We start from the raw sequence: 18521 nt of genomic DNA on the forward strand, positions 1-18521 counted from the left end.
CTTAAAAGCTTTCCCACTCATCATCGTCTGACAAAGCAGGCGCTGCTTTGGTTGTCTTTTTAGGAGACGGCGAGCTTGAAACAGAAGGTAGTTCGTCAAATTGTTGCGATAAAGCATCAACTTTCGGCTTATGTGCTTTTGCAACGACTTCATGTTCATCCAAGGTGAAAGTACCCACACGAGTGCTTAAGTCAGAAGCTTGTCCTCGCATACTCTCGGCAGCTGCCGCTGACTCTTCAACCAATGCAGCGTTTTGTTGAGTCATTTCATCCATTTGCGTGACTGCTTTGCTCACTTCATCAATGCCGCTTGCTTGCTCGGCAGACGCGGCTGCAATCTCACTCATAATGTCGTTTACACGTTGAATAGCGACTACGATTTCTTGCATCGTATCACCTGACTGATTCACCAGATTGTTGCCACTTTCAACTTTTGACACCGAGTCAGAAATCAAGTCTTTAATATCTTTTGCGGCATTTGCCGAGCGCTGCGCAAGAGTACGAACCTCAGATGCTACTACAGCAAATCCTCGTCCTTGTTCACCGGCTCTTGCCGCCTCTACCGCTGCATTTAGAGCCAGTATATTGGTTTGGAAGGCAATACCATCAATCACCCCAATAATATCTGAGATCTTATTAGATGATTCGTTAATCGAGGCCATAGTATCGACAACTTGGCTAATGAGCTCGCCACCACTACCTGCCACTTGTGACGCTTGTGATGCAAGTCCATTGGCTTGGTTGGCATTTTCTGCATTTAAGCGAACCGTACTGGTTAACTCTTCCATACTAGAGGCGGTTTCTTCAAGACTTGACGCTTGTTGTTCGGTACGGGTTGATAAATCAGAATTACCTTGGGCAATTTCAGAAGAGGCATTGTTTATCGTATCGCTCGCTTCACGGATATTGCTGATAATATTAGCTAGGTTTTCTGTTGTGCTGTTTGTGTAGTTTTTCAGATCGTTAAAGGTACCTTGATAGTCACTGGTAACACGCTTGGTTAAGTCACCTTCGCTTAAGGCAAGCATAACGTTACTCACTTCATTTAGACCAGACTCGGTTGTTTTAATGAGCTGGTTTAGGCCTTGTGCTAAAGCAAGTAAGAAATCTTCTTTGCCTTCTTCTTTCGCACGTTTTGTAAAGTCGCCTTTAAGGCTAGCTTCCACGATTTCGGCAATCTCACGCTCTGCTAATACCTCTTTTGTTCTATCTAACCATTCAACAACGGTGCCGATGCGTTTGTTTTGCACATCCATAATTGGGCTGGCAGTGAGTCTGAAAATGCGTGCGCCGATTGTAATTTGTGATACAAACTTGTCGTTTAAGCGTTCAAGCAAAGCTTTTTGATGGCTTGGGTCCTTATGGAAGACATCCATATTTTTACCAATGACATCTTTGGCATTAAAGTGAGGCAATACCTTACGCAAGTCTGCCTCTGAATCGTCAAGCATATCTTGAACAGCGCGATTCAAGTAAATGATTTCGCGATCCGCATTGGCAATCATGACATTTGTCGAAGCAGAATCAAGAGCCTCTAACACACGTGCTACTCGGCGCTCTTCTTCATATATTTCTGTCATATCATACCATTCGACCGAATTACCCAAGTCTTTGCCGTTTTCGTCTCTTATTGGGTTAATCATCAGTTTAAATGAGAAGGCCCCTAAGTCTAACTTGGCTTCATGAACTGTTTTAAGGCCATCAAGTACTGCATGCTGATGTGCAGGATTAGTATGGAAACTATCAATACGGGTGCCAATTAGTGTTTCGACATTAAATTGCGGTAAGTCTTTACGAATCTCAGATTCGCATTTTTTCAGTAGATTATATACCGCATCATTCATATAACGAATGGTGCGATCGTTATCTGACATCATGAACGGTGTTGAACAATTATCCAAGGCTTGTTTAACTTTTGAGGCTTCAAGGGACACCTGAGCACCTTGCTCTAGTTGCTGTGATAATTCAGATAAGCGCGACTCCAAAACACCCATTTCATCTTTACGCGTAGTCGTAAAATCAACTTGAAAGTTTCCTTTGGCTAAGCTAGAAAAGACACCAATCAATTTATTGGCAGAGCTGGTGACCGAACTGACAATAATAAAGCCAATGACACCGCTTATTGCTAAAAGTGCGATAACGAAAAATAGCGTGCGGGTTCGCTCAGCAGCATTGCTGTCAACGCGTTCTTCAATAACACTGTAAAGTAAACCAACACTGCCCTCATGAACAGTGTATAGGGTATTGATAAGAGCGCTATATTCATTGAAAAACTGGTCAGAACCATAACTTGTTGAGGTTTTGTCGAGAATTTCAGCTCTTACCAGTCTTGAAAGTTGTTCTGCTTTATCGTTAAGAGCTCGAACATCATTTGCAAGGGAGTCGAATCGTTTATCAGCGTCAGCAGCTGATTGCATGTTGTATGTTAAATCTTGAAGTGGCGATACGATAGTATTTAAGTAGCCGCTAATAGCTGCTTTTTGGGCGGCTGAAGGTGCACCTGAGGCTAACGCCCCTGCACCTGAGCCGCGCACTTTACCTAATGCATCTGAAAGGCGAGGTAAGTTTTGGAAATTAGCAATAATCACATGATAACTGGCTGCTGATGGGTCATAACTTAATAAGTAGTGCTTTGAAATTTCAGACACCAGTAAATCAGCTTGCTGTATAAGGCCTGAGTGACTTGCAAATGACTCACTAGCAGGTATTTGTTGACTGGGTACACGGTTTTTGATGCCATCCCACTGTGATTTGATGTTGTTAAGTTGAGATTTCAGGCTACCGGTATCTTCGCCTTTGATCAGCCTGCTAACGACATTAAATTGTTCATCTACGGACCGTGATTTATCACCTAATGAAAGCCGAGCATTATCATTACCATTTAGATAAGATGCCGATAGCCCTCTGTGCTCTGCCATGACCTTCTTCAACATTACAACCGCAGAGGCCGGTTCAATGCCTTGTAACTCTATTTTTGATGAGGACTCATTGTCATACGACAACTGAGTATAATAGTAAGTAGGCAAAGCTAGACCGGCAATTGCCAGTACAGCAATCAGACCCATCTTAATGGGTAGTTTGATATTATCGAATATATTAAACACTTTCATTTTACTCTTGCTCCGATTTCATGCTGTTATCAAGTAATCCAAGCTCATCACTTGAAATCAACTTTTGAATATTGACTAAAATAATCATTTGTTCGTTTATTGTGGTTAAGCCATGCAAATAAGCACTATCAAAGGCTACACCAAACTCAGGCGGCGCTTTGATGTCTGATTCATTAACTTTTATGACATCGCTAACCTCATCTACCACAATGCCGACAATGCGTTCTTTGACCATCAACATTATGACGATTGTAAACTCGTCGTAGCTTGCTGTACCTACGTTAAACTTGAGTCTTAAATCAACAATTGGCACTATGTCGCCTCGTAGATTTAACACGCCTTTAATGTAGTCAGGTGCATTGGCTATTTTAGTCACATCTTCATAGCCTCTAATTTCTTTCACTGTCATAATATCCAGTGCATAGTTTTCGTCGCCTAACACAAAGGTCAAGAACTCTTGCTGAGTTTCATTGGTATTGTGTAAATCATGTTGTTGATTTTGGTGTTGTGCGCTAGCTTGCAATGGACACCTCCTGAGGAGTTAAAGATTTTACTTCTGTAGCGATGGATTCAACGTCTAGTATCATCGCGACGCTACCGTCCCCCATAATCGTAGCGCCAGCTACACCAGGGACTCGTTTATAATGTTGTTCAAGGCTTTTAATGACGACTTGTTGTTGGCCCTCAAGGGCATCGACTAAAACACCAAAGCGTTTACGGCTTGTTTCTACTAGCACAACAATCGCTTTGGTGGGCTCACTTATTGCCTTGTCAATCCCCATTAATTTATGCAATGCAACAAGTGGCCAGTATTCACCTCGTACCCACAACAAATGGTCATTTTGTAGTGTTTTGATTTGCTCAGTACTTGGTTGCATCGATTCAATAATATTGGTTAAGGGGATGACGAAGGTTTGATTGGCAACTGAAACACACATACCATCAACAATGGCCAGTGTAAGGGGGAGTCGAATTCTAAATACGCTTCCTTCTCCTTGCGTGCTTTCAATTTCAACCATACCGCCGATTGATTCTATGTTTCGGCGAACTACATCCATACCCACGCCTCTTCCTGAGACATCGGTCACCGCTTCTGCTGTTGAAAAACCCGCTTCAAAAATTAATGGCCAGACTTTTTCATCAGGCATATCAGGTGATACATCCAAACCATTGGTAATTGCTTTATCAAGTATTCGTTCTCGGTTTAATCCAGCACCGTCATCTGTGATAGTGATGATAATGCTACCGCCGCGCTGCTCTGCGCCTAAAATAACAGTACCTTTTTCGGTTTTTCCAGCTGCTTTTCTTACTTCTGGCATTTCAATGCCATGGTCGATACTATTTCTAATTAGGTGAGTGAGGGGATCAACAAGCTTTTCAATCATGCCTTTATCGATTTCAGTTGCGCCACCATCAATCACTAATTCGACTTGTTTATCAAGCTTATCAGCTAAATCTCGTATCACGCGAGGGAAGCGATTAAAGGCAAATGACATCGGTAGCATACGCATTGACATAACGGCTTCTTGGATTTCTCGAATATTGCGAGAAAGCTCGTTTATCGCGCCGTCTAGCTTTTCTTCAGCTTCCCCATGAACATCTTTGCCGACGATCTTTATCATTGATTGGGTGATAACTAATTCACCCACTAAATTGACTAAAGAGTCTATTTTAAGCGTATCGACTCGAATTGATGTAGATTCTTTGGTTTCACTTTTTGGTTTATTTTTAGCGGGAGCTTTTGAGGGTTTACTCGCTGCCGTTGCTTGTGGAGCGGATGCTTTTTTCGCAGATGCCGTTTCGGTCTTAGAAGCTGTTTTGCTAGCTTCTTTTGGTGAAGATTCGGCTTCTAGTGGCTCAAAAAAACCAAAATCTTCTTCTATGTCTTCACTTGCTGCATCTGTCGCGTTTACTGGGCTTTGTTCATTTTCTGAGCTTAGGTCATCTTCAAAAAATCCAAAACTATCTTCTTGCTGAAGCGGTACTTCAACTGCTTCAAAGAAGCCAAAATCTTCGTCTTGGGTATCAATAACAGGGTCTTCAAATAAACCAAAGCCTTGCTCTTGTTCATCAGCATCCGAATGAGCGTCTTGTTCGTCGTTTTTTAACAGTTGCTCAAGTGCTTGGGTTCCTTTTTCGATTGCGTCCCAATCAATGTCATCTTCGTTTTGATAACACTCTAATATTTGCTTTAGAATATCGACAGTAATCAGCAGCCTGTCGACAATCTCTTTTGTCATAACTATTTCTTGGTTTCGTGCTAAATCTAGGATGTTTTCCATCACATGAGTAAGGCCCGTTAGAGCGTCAAAACCAAACACACCGCTACCACCTTTTATCGAGTGTGCGGCTCTAAAAATGCTATTAAGCTCCTCGATGTCAGGATCGTCTAAAGACAGCTCCATAAGGAGATGTTCCATATTGTCGAGGTGCTCTTGGCTTTCTTCAAAAAAGACACCGTAGAATTGACTCATATCTACAGACATCAAATTATCCTTCTAGTGTAGAGCCTAAGTATGAAAGCTCTCTAGTACGTTATAATTACGATAATACTTTGGAAGCAACTGTGAGCAGTTTTTGCGGGTCGAAGGGTTTCACCATCCAGCCGGTTGCGCCGGCTGCTCGACCTTTTGCTTTCATCGCATCGCTTGCCTCTGTGGTCAATACCACTATAGGTGTTGCCCTGTATGAGGGTAAGCCGCGCAAGGATTTGATTAGTGTCAAACCGTCCATTCTAGGCATATTCTGATCGGTAATAACAAAGTCGTATCTCATCCTTTTGCATAAATCTAATGCGACCTGACCATCTTCAGCCGTCGAGACTTCATATTTTGCTGATTTAAGTGTGACTTGTACCATTTGACGGATAGACGGAGAGTCATCTACAACCAATATATGCTTATTCATGAACTATGCTTCTCGCTGTATTGTAATGTTTGTCTTATTACCAGGGCTGACTATTTCGACCTGTTTACATAATTTATTGATTAAGGTCATGCCTCTTCCAGACAACGCACCTTCATTTAATTGTTTAACGGCATCTGCTTCATAACCTGAACCACTATCTTTTATTTTAAATTTTATTTGTTCAGATGCAGGAAAGTATTCCATGCTCATTTCTAGTTTATCGCTATCTTGCAATGAACCTAATCGAGTCTCTTTTTGCTCAACATATTCTGCAAAGCCTGCGATGTCGTCTTTAAGCGCAGAGTCTAAATCTAGAATGCCATGGTCAAGCGCATTACTAATAAGCTCTGCAAACACTGTAAATGCGCGCTGTCGTAAATCACCTACAACATCAGCGGTTTGCATTAAACAATCGAAACTGCCAATGATGTCAGTCACGCCAAGTAATTGACCTTCGATTTCAATTGAAGCAAATAACCTGCCAGTTATTTTATTAGCGCGTATTGGTTTGTTCTCTTTATTGTCTTTGACCAGCATTTCAATTTGTAAATCACAAATAGACAAATCATCATGAAGCTCATTGAGTTCGTTAAATACTGTGAAGTGATTAACCACACGACTTATAAGGGGTTCTTTTGAAGACCAGTCAGATAAAATACTAATGGTGCGATCCATTCCAAAAGCTTCACCAGCGTTGTTTTGCTGTTCTATTAGCCCATCACTAAAGAAAAAGATATTTTGATAAAGACTGGTCGGTATAGTGATAATGCCCGCGTCAAAGTCTTCAGGGTCCATAATCCCCAAAGCCATAGAAGTACTAGATATTTGTTCGCATGCATTATCGTGAGTTAGGCAAATAATATCTGGCATACCACCATTAAAAACGGCCATTTCTTGCCGTAAAAAATTTACTTCAACCCCAATTAAGGCAACAAATTTATCATCAGGGAGCTCACGACAAAGCTTTTTGTTTGCTTCATGAACAATATGCGACAACGATAAGCCTTTACGAATCATCGCTTTGATAGTGCCTACCAGCGGTAAAATACTAATAGCTGCTGACAAACCGTGGCCGGTTGCATCGGCTAACAAAATAAATTTGTTACCGTTAGGGGCAGAGTCACAAATAAACACATCGCCATTAAATGCGCTAGATGCTTGTAAATAAGTATCTACATAATTTGTTGGCACAATTAAATTAGATGCAACATGCTCGTATACATAACGAGCCAATTGTTCTTCTTGCTCTTGTTTATTAAGTAGCTTGGTCAAATCTTTGGTTTGATCAATTAGCTTTTTACCCGATGCATATACTTGTAATGTGCGTTGAATTTTTTGCCACAATAAATCTAATGACAAAGGCTTGGTAAGATAATCATCACAGCCTTCTTTGTATGCTTTGAGCATATCATTTTGATTATCATCACCGGTGATCATGATAACGGGTAGAGGCGTTTTATAAGTTGATTTAAACTCACTGATATGATGCATACCATCGCCATCGGGTAGATGGTTGTCTAGTAAGACCATATCAAAATGGTCTGCGCTTAATTGCTCAAGCGCGCCACGAATCGTTGAACTGATCCAAGATGTGCATTCCATGTCACTTAAAAAGGTTTGCAGGATTTCTGCAAAAAGAGCGTCGTCTTCAACAATAAGAATGCGCATAGGTTGGGTATCTTAACTAAGAAATATCAAACAATCTGTCGAAGTTTGCTATTTGTAAAATCTCTTTAGCGCTTTGTTTAGCGCCGCGTATACGTACTTTAATATTTTTGGCTTTTGCTTTTTTCTGAAACAACACCATCATGCCTAAAGCACTACTATCTAGGTAGTTGACCTTACTAAAATCCAAGGCAATGGCATCGCTTGAATTGTTTTCTAAAATCTTTTGATATTGGTCAGTAAATTCTTTGTGGTAACTAAAATCAAAACGCTCTGGAATTTGAAGTGCACGTTCGGCCATTAGATGTTTCCTTTATAAATTAAAATAATTCTATCTCGCCGGCATCTATCGAATTGGCAGATACTGGATTATGGCTGTCACGTTTGCGCTGTTGAAGTTTTTCAACATGTTCGTGCAATTGTTCGACCACATGCTCAAGATTGTCTATGGACAGCGATTGCGCCTGAGCTTTAATAAAGCTCAAAGCTTCAAGCGTAAATTGTAAGTTTTGTCCATTTATGTCGCCAAATTGCAGGGCTCTAATCGCGTCACTAAGCGCATCGTCTAGTTCAAGTGCGGTTTTTTCAAGTCCCGCGGTTACCTCAGAATCAGCTTCTGCTTTTTCGATAATACTTTTAAGCGCTACATTAATATCTTTTTTGGCATCAATAACATAACTTACATCATAGCTTGCTAATTCACCAACTTCTGAAGTTAAGCCTTCAATTTGAGAAGACATCACTTTGAGTTTTGTTTGTATTTGCTCACTAAATTGTGAAGAACGGTTGGATAACGAACGTACTTCATCAGCGACAACCGCAAAGCCTCTGCCGTGTTCACCCGCGCGCGCAGCCTCTATCGCAGCGTTTAACGCTAGTAAATTTGTTTGATCAGCAATAGAGTCGATGTCTTTAACGGCTTTTAATACTTCTGGGACAGACTCATAGATGCCGGTGACTTGGTCAAGTAGCGCCATTGACGATGCTGACATGTCAACCGTTGATTTAATGAATTTATCTAATGTTTCGCCAGTACTATCAGCAAAAGTCTTCATTTTTTCACTGTACATAACATCATCCTCACCTTCTAAGTGAATCAAATTGTGGATGATTTTTGATTGCACACTAACCAAACCTTGCAAGGTATCAAAGCTATGACTTAGGGTAGCTACTGCATCATCTTGCGTACTTTTGATGTCTGCTATATTGTTTTCACACTCACTAAAGGCAGGCAGAAACTCCTTGCGAAGTTTTTCAAAGGCGGCTTTTTTTTGTTCTAGAGCATGTTGTTTTTGATAATCGTCTTGCGCATGTGTGCTGTTAGTTGCATTGTTATCTGTTTTAAATGCACCTAAATAAACGCTAAAAGATAAGCCAGATATCGCAATGAGCAGACTCATAGACGAATATCCAAGTGCCATGATTATAATGGACAATAAAATGCTACTTACGCTAACAACAAGTATTGGTATTTTTGCGGTGTTCATACGCTACTCTTTACACTGTGAAAACCTTGCTTATTGTTAATTCAAATCAGCTCAGCGTGTCACTGACCTGATTTAACGTAAAAAGCAATTTTGATAAGTAATAAAGGTATCGTATAGATTTTAGAAAAGTTTAATTTTTTGGTAAGGCGCCTCTTGCGTGGGCAGCAAATGCATCAGCTTTCATAAAACCAGTCACTCTAGAGCGGCTAAGTTCTTGTCCTTGTTCGTTAAAAAACATAATCGTGGGTAAACCTACGATATTGTATGCTTCTTGGAATTCAATGTTTTCTGGCGTGTTATCGGTAAGGTCTATCTGCATCCATACAGTTTCCGATAATGCATCAACGACAGCAGGGTCGGGAAAGGTGTATTTCTCAAACTCCTTACATGCCACGCACCAATCGGCGTACAAATCCATCATCACAGTTTTGCCTTGGGTATTGGCTTGCGCTAGTTTTTGTTCAAAGTCGCTTAAGCTTTTTACAACCATAAACTCTGGATGTTCTGAATGTTCCTGCCCGCTTATAGTGGTATTGCCTAGACCGATGTCAACGAGATCTAATTTTTGCAAAGTATGTAAACCATAAATGATGGAAAAAACTAGCCCTATCATCGCTATTAAGGTTCTAACGCCTTTACCTAAACTGGTTTGAGTGCTTTGGTTCATCGTGTACCAGTAAGTAAATAGCGCCATACCTAACAGTGCCCATAATAGCTCGGTCCACTGAGCAACAACAAAGCGCTCGATAAATAAAATAGCGACGGTTAGCATCATAAAGCCAAAGGTGACTTTGATGACGTTCATCCAATTGCCTGCTTTAGGTAGTAATTTACCCCCTGTAACGCCAAACATAATTAACGGAATGCCCATGCCGATGCTCAAAGCATAAAGTGCAAAAAAGCCAAAGACTAAGCTATCACTTTGGGCGACTACAATTAGTATTGCGGTAAGAGGCGCGGTAGTGCATGGCGAGGCAATTAAGCCTGAGATAGCACCCATAACAAATACGCCAAAATAATTACCTTGTTTTTGTTCATTACTTAAATTGTTTAGTTTTTCTTGCCATGTAGCAGGTAGGCGTATTTCGTATAAACCAAACATTGCAGCGGCAAGTAACACAAACAAAATGACAAATACGCTTAATAGGATTTCGTTTTGCAAGGCTGCTTGAAATTGCACACCAGCATATGCTGCAATTAGACCGATGATCGAATACGTAATTGCCATACCCTGTACATACATAAATGATAGGGAAAAGGCGTGTGATGCTTTAATTTCTTTTTTACCTTTGCCAATAACAATGCTCGATAAGATCGGATACATCGGGTACACACAAGGTGTAAATGCAAGCAAGAGGCCAAGGACAATTAAGGTCCCCATGCTGACGAACATATTTCCGGTCAGTAAGGTATCGGCCAAAGAAAATTGCTGTGATACAGGAGATGAATTATCAGCAAGTGTGCTACTGGAGCTGCTGGTGTCTTGGCCTACAATAGGAGCCGATAAATCGACTTTTGTGCTAACAGTTTGGTAGCATAATTCGCTGGTCGCACAACCTTGATGATAAATATCCACCATTGGCGGTGCACCTGACTCGCTATCAATTGAGATAATAGGAAAGTCTACGCGCACATCACCGGTAAATATGTTGACATTCGCACCAGTGGAATCGCTTGCGATTTCAGGCGTTTTTGAGAATGTAGGCTCATCAAGCTCATGGATAAGAGGGTCGGCTTTAAACCCTGACTCAAGTAAATAATACCCGTCGGTAATACGGTAACTTACGGATATTTGACCTCGCCCATTGGCATTTTCAGTTTCTTCAACAGAAACAACGCTAAAGGCCTCTTCAGCACTTAATTTGCCGCTATCAAAGGCATTTAGAAAGACTACTTTGGTGGTCGGTGGATAACACAACCCAGCTTCAGCACATCCTTGATAACGAATTTTGACAGAACCATCTTGTTTAGCCCTGATTAAAGGATAGGACATTTCCATGTCTTCAAAAAACACATCTGATAGACCAAAAAATTCATCCTCTATTTGTTCATGGGCGGGGTAACTAGGCTCACCAACGGCTGCATCTTTGGTTGTTGCTCTAAATTGTTTTTTGTATAGGTAATAGCCTTAGTTCAATATCCCACTTGATAATAAGTTTATCGCCACGCTGCTCATAATCAAAACCAAAAGCTTCATCTACTTTTAAAAATTTAGGGGCATCTGAAAATAAGGACTCAGGTGTGACTTGGGCTTGCCCAGTAATTGACAAAAAAAATGTGCTTATTACTAGTGTTAACGCAAGGCTCAATCGAGCCATAAAGTGTTTAGTTTTAAATGTATTGCATGCGCCATGAGCGAATTTTTTCACGCTAGGTTTCCTTATTTCACAACAAATGTGCGTTGATGTTTATCTACCTGTTTCTAGACCCACTTTTGCAAAGAAAAATTTCACTATGCTCTTTTCTATAGTGAAAATAATCTAGCCACAGCATTTAGCACGGTCAATTTTATACGATATCATACTTTAAGTTGTCATATTTAGATTGAAAAACTCACAAGGTGTCCCAAGGTATACCTTATTGCAACGCTCAATATGTGTTTGCTTTTTTCATCCCGGAGAATTTATGCCTTTTCTTTTTTTGTTGTTTGTTGTTTTACCTATTTCCGAAATCATGTTGATTATTAATGTTTCACAAAACATTGGCGGCGTGAATACCTTCGTTGTGGTGCTTATCACAGCATTTTTTGGTGCTTTTTTTGTTAAACAACAAGGTTTTGCCTTAATAGAGCAGCTAAAACTCAAAACGGCTAAAGGTGAAGCGCCTGGAAGCGAACTTGCACAGGGGATTTTGTTGCTAATTGCCGGCGTGCTTTTGATTACCCCGGGATTTATTACGGATATTGTTGGTTTTCTATTTACACTACCATTTAGTCGTGCACCTATTGCTGCATTTGTAATGTCAAAAATCAAAATAAACGGCGTTATCGGAGGTGATTTTAACTCAACTACATTCCACCAAAACCAGCAAGCTGATTTTGGGCAGCGAGCTAACAGAAGTGCCGATGATGATGTCATTGATGGCGAATACACTGATAAAACCAAAAATGATGAAAAAAATCGTTTAAATTAAGTTTTTTTTCATTTCTCCCCTTGAGTTTATATACCTTATCCCCCATTTACCTATCAACTTTATAATCGCTATGGCATTAACATAGCAAATCCACTTAGTTTGGTTTTATGCTAAAACTAAGCGGTTAACCTTAAACTGATGTGTTTAATTAAATTTTCAGGAGATTTGAAAATGGCAATTCGTCCCTTACACGATCGCGTAATCATTAAGCGTGAAGAAGTAGAAAGCAAGTCAGCCGGTGGCATTGTTCTTACTGGTTCGGCAGCTGAAAAATCAACCCGCGGTAAAGTAATTGCGGTCGGCAATGGCCGTGTTCTAGACAACGGTGATGTACAACCATTAGACGTTAAAGTTGGCGATAGCGTTATCTTCAGTGAAGGCTATGGCGTAAAAACAGAAAAGCTTGATGGCGAAGAAGTCTTAATCTTAAGCGAAACCGATATATTAGCGGTTGTTGAATAATTAACTTATCAAATATTGTCACGTATCAAAATTTGTTTGACGTAAAAATTTAGAGGAAAATAATCATGGCAGCTAAAGAAGTATATTTTGGCGATGACGCACGCACTAAGATGCTTAAAGGCGTTAATGTATTAGCAAATGCAGTAAAAGTAACACTTGGTCCAAAAGGTCGAAATGTTGTTCTAGAAAAATCATTTGGTGCACCTACCATCACAAAAGACGGTGTATCGGTTGCAAAAGAAATTGAATTAGAAGACAAATTTGAGAACATGGGTGCTCAAATGGTTAAAGAAGTCGCTTCTAAAGCAAATGATGAAGCTGGCGATGGCACAACAACAGCTACAGTACTTGCTCAGGCAATCGTAACAGAAGGCTTAAAATCAGTTGCTGCGGGCATGAATCCAATGGATCTAAAGCGTGGAATTGACAAAGCAGTTGCCGCAGCAGTAGAAGAGCTAAAATCGTTATCGACCGATTGTGCTGATAGCAAATCAATTGCTCAGGTCGGTACTATCTCTGCAAACTCTGACACCGTTGTAGGTGAAATCATTGCCGAAGCGATGGAAAAGGTTGGTAAAGAAGGTGTTATAACCGTTGAGGAAGGTCAAGCATTACAAAATGAGCTTGATGTTGTAGAAGGTATGCAATTTGACCGTGGGTATTTATCACCATATTTTATCAACAACCAAGAAAATGGCACGGTTGAGCTTGATAGCCCATTTATTTTATTAGTAGACAAAAAAGTATCGAATATACGTGAGTTGCTTCCTACTTTAGAAGCCGTTGCAAAATCATCCAAACCACTTCTTATCATTGCTGAAGATGTTGAAGGTGAAGCACTAGCGACATTGGTTGTAAATAACATGCGCGGTATCGTAAAAGTAGCTGCGGTTAAAGCGCTAGGCTTTGGCGATCGCCGTAAAGCGATGTTACAAGATATCGCTACCTTAACTGGCGGTACGGTCATCTCTGAAGAGATTGGTCTTGAGCTAGAAAAAGTGCAATTAGAAGACTTAGGTACAGCGAAACGTGTTGTTATCAACAAAGATAATACAACTGTTGTTGATGGTGCGGGTGACCAAGATGCAATCGAAGGTCGTTGTAACCAAATTCGAGCACAAGTTGAAGAATCATCTTCAGACTATGACAAAGAAAAACTTCAAGAACGTTTGGCTAAATTGGCTGGTGGTGTTGCAGTTATTAAAGTAGGCGCAGCAACTGAAGTTGAAATGAAAGAGAAAAAAGCACGAGTAGAAGATGCGCTTCACGCAACTCGCGCCGCGGTTGAAGAAGGTGTTGTACCTATGGTGGTGGTGTTGCGCTTGTTCGTGCAGCAGCGAAAATTGCTGACTTAACAGGTGATAATGAAGAGCAAACACTTGGTATCAAGCTTGCCCTACGTGCAATGGAATCTCCGTTACGTCAAATCGCATCAAACGCCGGTGCTGAAGCATCTGTTGTAACCAATGCCGTTAAAAACGGTGAAGGCAACTTTGGTTATAATGCGGGTAATGATACCTATGGTGATATGCTTGAAATGGGGATCTTAGACCCTACAAAAGTAACGCGTTCAGCATTACAGTTTGCGGCATCAATCGCTAGTTTGATGATCACTACCGAAGCAATGGTGGCTGACGCACCAGCTGATGATGCAGCAGCACCTGCAATGCCTGATATGGGCGGCATGGGTGGAATGGGCGGCATGATGTAAGCTGTCAGTTGTTAAACGAAAAACCGCAAACAGTTTGTTTGCGGTTTTTTTGTGTCTGTTTATCCTTAAAATACCAATATTGGTCGGTATACCATGTCTAATGAACAGCCTCATTTAGTAGACTATAAAACGTCTTTATCATCGTACTACGGTCTATCGGTTTGGCCATATATGCATCCATTCCCGCGTCAATACATTTCTCTTTGTCGCCGACCATAGCATTTGCCGTTAGAGCAGCAATAGGGGTGTTTGAAATATGCTTAAGAGCAGGGTAAGAACGAATGGCCTTAGTTGTTTCATAGCCATCCATTCTTGGCATTTGACAATCCATTAAGATCAAATCGAAATGTGTGTCGTTTTGATCTTTTAATACGTTAAGTGCTTCAAGGCCATCTTTTGCTAAGGTATATTGCATATTCAAATCGTCCAAAATATTAGTAATAATCAAAGTGTTAATTTCGTTATCTTCTGCTACTAATACATGCTTGTTATGCAAGGTATTTTCCATTTGACTTGTTCGTTTTTCATCTTTGTGGTCAATAGTGATGGATTCTTTTTCTTGTAAGGTAAATGGTAAGTTAATTACAAAGCGTGAACCTTTGTTTAGCTCACTACTAAGCTCAATCTTGCCTCCCATAAGTTGAGCAAGCTCATTTGATATAGCTAGGCCTAGTCCTGTCCCCTCTGCTTGCTTACTTGAGCTTGAGTCAAGCTGTTCAAATGGGTTAAACAATTGGGCAATTTTTTGCTCATCAATTCCGCACCCCGTATCGCTAACCGAGCAGACTAAAATAGCAGATGAATCGGATTGTGTTTTTAAACGTGCTTTTAGCTTAACACTGCCCTTTTGTGTGAATTTAAAGGCATTACTCAGCAGATTATATAAAATCTGTTTGAGACGGATAGCATCGCCAAGTACAAAATATTTGTCGGTATCGCGTGTTTCGAAGGACAGCGTTAAGCCCTTTTCTTTAGCTTGAAGTTGATAGCTATCTGACAAGTCATCAAACACGGTTTGCAGCATAAATACTTCATTATGTATGGCGATTTTTCCGGCTTCTATTTTTGAGAAATCAAGAGTATCGCCTATCACCTTTGACAGGTGTATTGATGTTTTTTTCGCAATGTTTAAGTACTCATCGATTTGCTTTTTACTAAATTGTTGCTGTGAACGGCCATCGATTAGAATATCCAATAAGCCAATAATTCCTGAGATAGGGGTTCGAATTTCATGACTCATATTGGCTAAAAAAGCACTTTTTTGCACATCGGCTGCTCGCGCTCGCGTAGCCATTTCTTGGGCTAACAAAGCATTTGATTTCGCTTTATTGATAGCCTCTTGAAGTGCTTTTTTAGTTTTTTCTGATTCAGTTAAATCAATATTAACTCCTGTGGTTTTAATAGGCTTACCATGTTTATCATAACTAGTAGATGCCATTCCTAGCACATATCGGACTTCACCAGAAGGCCTTACGACCCTAAAAGTATGATTAAAGTAGTCATTTTTTTCTACCGATTGTTGAAAGGCCGCTTCTGCAGCGTCTACATCATCTGGGTGTACTGACTTGCGCCAGTCCGCGTAGCTTTGGTCGAAATCCTCTGCTTCAATACCATGAATGTCTAATAGGCGCTTGTCCCAAATAAGGAGGTCGTTGGCGAAATTGTAATCCCATACACCGATTTTAGCTGCCTCAAGGGCAAGGACTACTCGCTCTTCCAAAGATTGCCTTTGCTGCTCATCTTCTTTTATTTGGGTTAAGTCTTTGAATGTACCGAAGTTACGAACCACTCTGCCATTGATTGACTCAGAAAAGCCCCTTGCATTGACAATTAAGCGACGATCTTTATTTGAGCGAAAAAATAATTCTGCATCATAAGGTTTACCAGTTGCTCCTAATTCTTCTAACGCTTCGGTTAATGTAGGTAAAGACTCAGGCTCGTAAAATTTCAGGCCATCTTCTAGTTTTGGCTTATAAGTGTGCTTATCAGTGTCATGAATTTCATGTATTTTGTCAGACCAAAAAAGGACGCCTGTATCAAGATCAATTTCCCAATAACCAGTATCAGTAACTTCCTCCAACGCTTTAAACGCGGATTCGATTCGTTTTGCTTCAGAAACATCTTCACCCATGAAGTAAATAGCAGCGTCATCCGGCGCGATTACTAGCTGCCATTTACACCAAATAAAGCTACCATCTTGTTTTGCGACTCGATGAGTAAATTGTTGGTTTGTTTTTTTATCACTTAAGACTTTTTGTAGATCTGTTTTATCATCACGGTGAAACAAGTCAAGAAGGGTCTTGGTCTGCAATTGCTCATGGGTAAAGCCAGTTAAATCAAGTATAAATTGATTGCTCGTTTGAATATTCCCACTTAACGAGCAACGCATATATAAATACGGCAAGTGTTCAAAAAAGTCTGAAGTAGGCAACATCGAAGATCCAATTTATCTGGTTTACGTTATTGTATCGGCCATGTGTGTGTGAAGATGATTAAAATTAATAAGTCCGTATACCAATATGTAAGTATTGTTCTAGCGGAACCAAATCTGCAATTAATGTGTCACAGCTAACAAGTCTATACAATAGAGAAGATAATGATAAAAAATCTAAAAGCGTTCTTTGATAAAAACAATGACAAAGATACTTCTGTAGATTCTCAAAAAGACCTACAACAGGCGTGCGCCTTGTTATTATTGGAAGTTGCACACGCTGATTTTGATAAAAATATTGATGAAAAGAATGCTATCAATGCCTTATTGCGAGAAAATTTCCAACTAAGTGAAGATGATGTCAAAACATTAGTTGCATTTAGTGAGCAACAAAGTCAAGACACAATATCGGTGCATCCATTTACTACCCTAATGAATGAACACTATGACTATGAGCAACGTTTAAATGTGATTAGTTTAATGTGGAAAGTCGCCTACGCTGACGGCAAATTAGATAAGTTTGAAGACAGTATTATTAGAAAAGTCGCAGACTTACTGTATATAAGACACAGCGACTTTATCAAAACAAAGCTAAGCGAAAATGGTCAGATTTAATTAACTTGCCTGCTCACCAGCAATGCCATCAACGCCCAAAATCTCTGGGCTTTGATAGATAAGGCCCACTCCTCGTTGATTTGCTTCAAACAACAGGTCATCAGCAATCTGGAATAGTTTGTGAGGCTTACCCCCTCCTGCTGGCGCGCCTACAGCACATGCTATAGTGCACGATAAGCCTCGTGCGTTTAATTGCTGATTGACTGCAAAATTTGGACTACGAAACTTATCCATGACTTGATTGGCTTTAAGCAACGATCCGTCTGTGCTGCAATCGGATAGCAAAAGCCCAAAGGTGTCATTTCCCAAAGAAGCAAATAAATCCCCGGGACGGCCACCAATTTGGGAAAAGTCATCTGCAATACTAGCGGTTAAGCTGTAATATTCATCTGAACCATTTTCTTGTTTATATTGCGCCATGTTGTCAATTCGTATCAACAACATTGAAATATGATGCCAGTACCGAGCGCATCTTGACCACTCTTGTTCAAGTACTTCTTTGAATTTGCTTGCATTTGGTAGGTGAGTTAACGGATCAATATAAATTAACGATTCTAAGCGCTTGGTTTTACGGTAAACCTCGATATGACGCCTAATACGGGCAATAAGTTCGGTTACCATTGGCGGTTTTGTTACAAAGTCAGCGCCACCAATCTCAAACGCTTGCGATTTTATAGTAGGACCGGTTAGTGCGGAAATAAAGATAATTGGAATGTCTTTGGTAAACTGGTTCTCTTTTATTCGGTCACATAAAGCTAAGCCATCTTCATTGGGCATCATAATGTCAAGAATAATTGCATCAGGAGGAGGTTGTCTGTTTAATAAATCCCATGCGTCACTGGCCGATTTTGCAAATATCATTGTAAAATGTTTAGCCAAGCCACTAGCATAGAGTTTCAGCTCTAATTCGTTGTCGTCAACTACCATTACCCGGTAAGCTTTGTCTCTTTGTTGTTCACCGCGCGCTAAATCCACTGCTTGCATTAGTTGTGCCTCAAAAGG

The 18521-nt window shown here is 40.4% G+C and carries 13 protein-coding genes and 2 pseudogenes; 4 read left to right on the top strand and 11 right to left on the bottom strand.

Features of this window, described 5'->3' with window-relative positions; translation table 11 throughout:
- Window position 1: 1 nt before the first annotated feature.
- The 9 genes and pseudogenes from ACZ1G6_RS00590 to ACZ1G6_RS00630 all read right to left on the bottom strand — a co-directional run bounded on the left by ACZ1G6_RS00590 (window position 2) and on the right by ACZ1G6_RS00630 (window position 11537).
- Window positions 2-3109, bottom strand: a complete 3108-nt coding sequence (locus tag ACZ1G6_RS00590) for a methyl-accepting chemotaxis protein (protein ID WP_472617606.1) — start codon at window positions 3107-3109, stop codon at window positions 2-4.
- Between the two features lies 1 nt (window position 3110).
- Complete coding sequence (locus ACZ1G6_RS00595) at window positions 3111-3560, bottom strand: chemotaxis protein CheW (RefSeq protein ID WP_472619013.1); 450 nt, start codon at window positions 3558-3560, stop codon at window positions 3111-3113.
- A 61-nt stretch (window positions 3561-3621) separates the two neighbouring features.
- Window positions 3622-5595, bottom strand: coding sequence for a chemotaxis protein CheA (locus ACZ1G6_RS00600; protein ID WP_472617607.1), 1974 nt, complete (start codon window positions 5593-5595; stop codon window positions 3622-3624).
- A gap of 55 nt (window positions 5596-5650) precedes the next feature.
- Entirely contained in the window at window positions 5651-6016 is a 366-nt protein-coding gene (locus ACZ1G6_RS00605; RefSeq protein WP_472617608.1) for a response regulator, read from the bottom strand.
- A gap of 3 nt (window positions 6017-6019) precedes the next feature.
- On the bottom strand, window positions 6020-7684 hold the full coding sequence (locus ACZ1G6_RS00610; protein ID WP_472617609.1) for a SpoIIE family protein phosphatase: 1665 nt from the start codon (window positions 7682-7684) through the stop codon (window positions 6020-6022).
- 16 nt (window positions 7685-7700) lie between these two features.
- A complete protein-coding gene (locus ACZ1G6_RS00615) occupies window positions 7701-7982 on the bottom strand; it encodes an STAS domain-containing protein (RefSeq protein ID WP_472617610.1) in 282 nt (93 codons plus the stop codon).
- 19 nt (window positions 7983-8001) lie between these two features.
- Window positions 8002-9168, bottom strand: coding sequence for a methyl-accepting chemotaxis protein (locus ACZ1G6_RS00620; RefSeq protein ID WP_472617611.1), 1167 nt, complete (start codon window positions 9166-9168; stop codon window positions 8002-8004).
- Window positions 9169-9298: 130 nt separating this feature from the next.
- A pseudogene (locus tag ACZ1G6_RS00625) lies at window positions 9299-11236 on the bottom strand (protein-disulfide reductase DsbD); the annotation flags it as partial.
- A gap of 31 nt (window positions 11237-11267) precedes the next feature.
- A complete protein-coding gene (locus tag ACZ1G6_RS00630; RefSeq protein WP_472617612.1) occupies window positions 11268-11537 on the bottom strand; it encodes a hypothetical protein in 270 nt (89 codons plus the stop codon).
- Window positions 11538-11793: 256 nt separating this feature from the next.
- Here ACZ1G6_RS00630 and ACZ1G6_RS00635 point away from each other — a divergent pair, with 256 nt between their 5' ends.
- The 3 genes and pseudogenes from ACZ1G6_RS00635 to groL all read left to right on the top strand — a co-directional run bounded on the left by ACZ1G6_RS00635 (window position 11794) and on the right by groL (window position 14473).
- On the top strand, window positions 11794-12300 hold the full coding sequence (locus tag ACZ1G6_RS00635) for an FxsA family protein (RefSeq protein WP_472617613.1): 507 nt from the start codon (window positions 11794-11796) through the stop codon (window positions 12298-12300).
- A 171-nt stretch (window positions 12301-12471) separates the two neighbouring features.
- Window positions 12472-12762 carry a co-chaperone GroES gene (locus ACZ1G6_RS00640; protein ID WP_472617614.1) on the top strand — a complete coding sequence of 97 codons (291 nt, stop codon included), beginning with the start codon at window positions 12472-12474 and terminating at the stop codon, window positions 12760-12762.
- A 65-nt stretch (window positions 12763-12827) separates the two neighbouring features.
- Window positions 12828-14473 (top strand): annotated as a pseudogene (gene groL / locus ACZ1G6_RS00645) (chaperonin GroEL).
- Window positions 14474-14570: 97 nt separating this feature from the next.
- On the opposite strand, the gene ACZ1G6_RS00650 reads toward groL, so the two are convergent.
- Window positions 14571-16907: a PAS domain-containing hybrid sensor histidine kinase/response regulator gene (locus ACZ1G6_RS00650; protein ID WP_472617615.1), complete on the bottom strand. Its 2337-nt coding sequence runs from the start codon at window positions 16905-16907 to the stop codon at window positions 14571-14573.
- 162 nt (window positions 16908-17069) lie between these two features.
- Here ACZ1G6_RS00650 and ACZ1G6_RS00655 point away from each other — a divergent pair, with 162 nt between their 5' ends.
- Window positions 17070-17519 carry a tellurite resistance TerB family protein gene (locus ACZ1G6_RS00655; protein WP_472617616.1) on the top strand — a complete coding sequence of 150 codons (450 nt, stop codon included), beginning with the start codon at window positions 17070-17072 and terminating at the stop codon, window positions 17517-17519.
- Here the strand turns inward: ACZ1G6_RS00655 and ACZ1G6_RS00660 are convergent, their stop codons facing one another.
- Window positions 17520-18503, bottom strand: coding sequence for a GGDEF domain-containing response regulator (locus ACZ1G6_RS00660; RefSeq protein ID WP_472617617.1), 984 nt, complete (start codon window positions 18501-18503; stop codon window positions 17520-17522). It abuts the gene before it with no gap.
- Window positions 18504-18521: the final 18 nt, after the last annotated feature.

The sequence above is a fragment of the Glaciecola sp. HA4-3 genome (genome assembly GCF_055693685.1).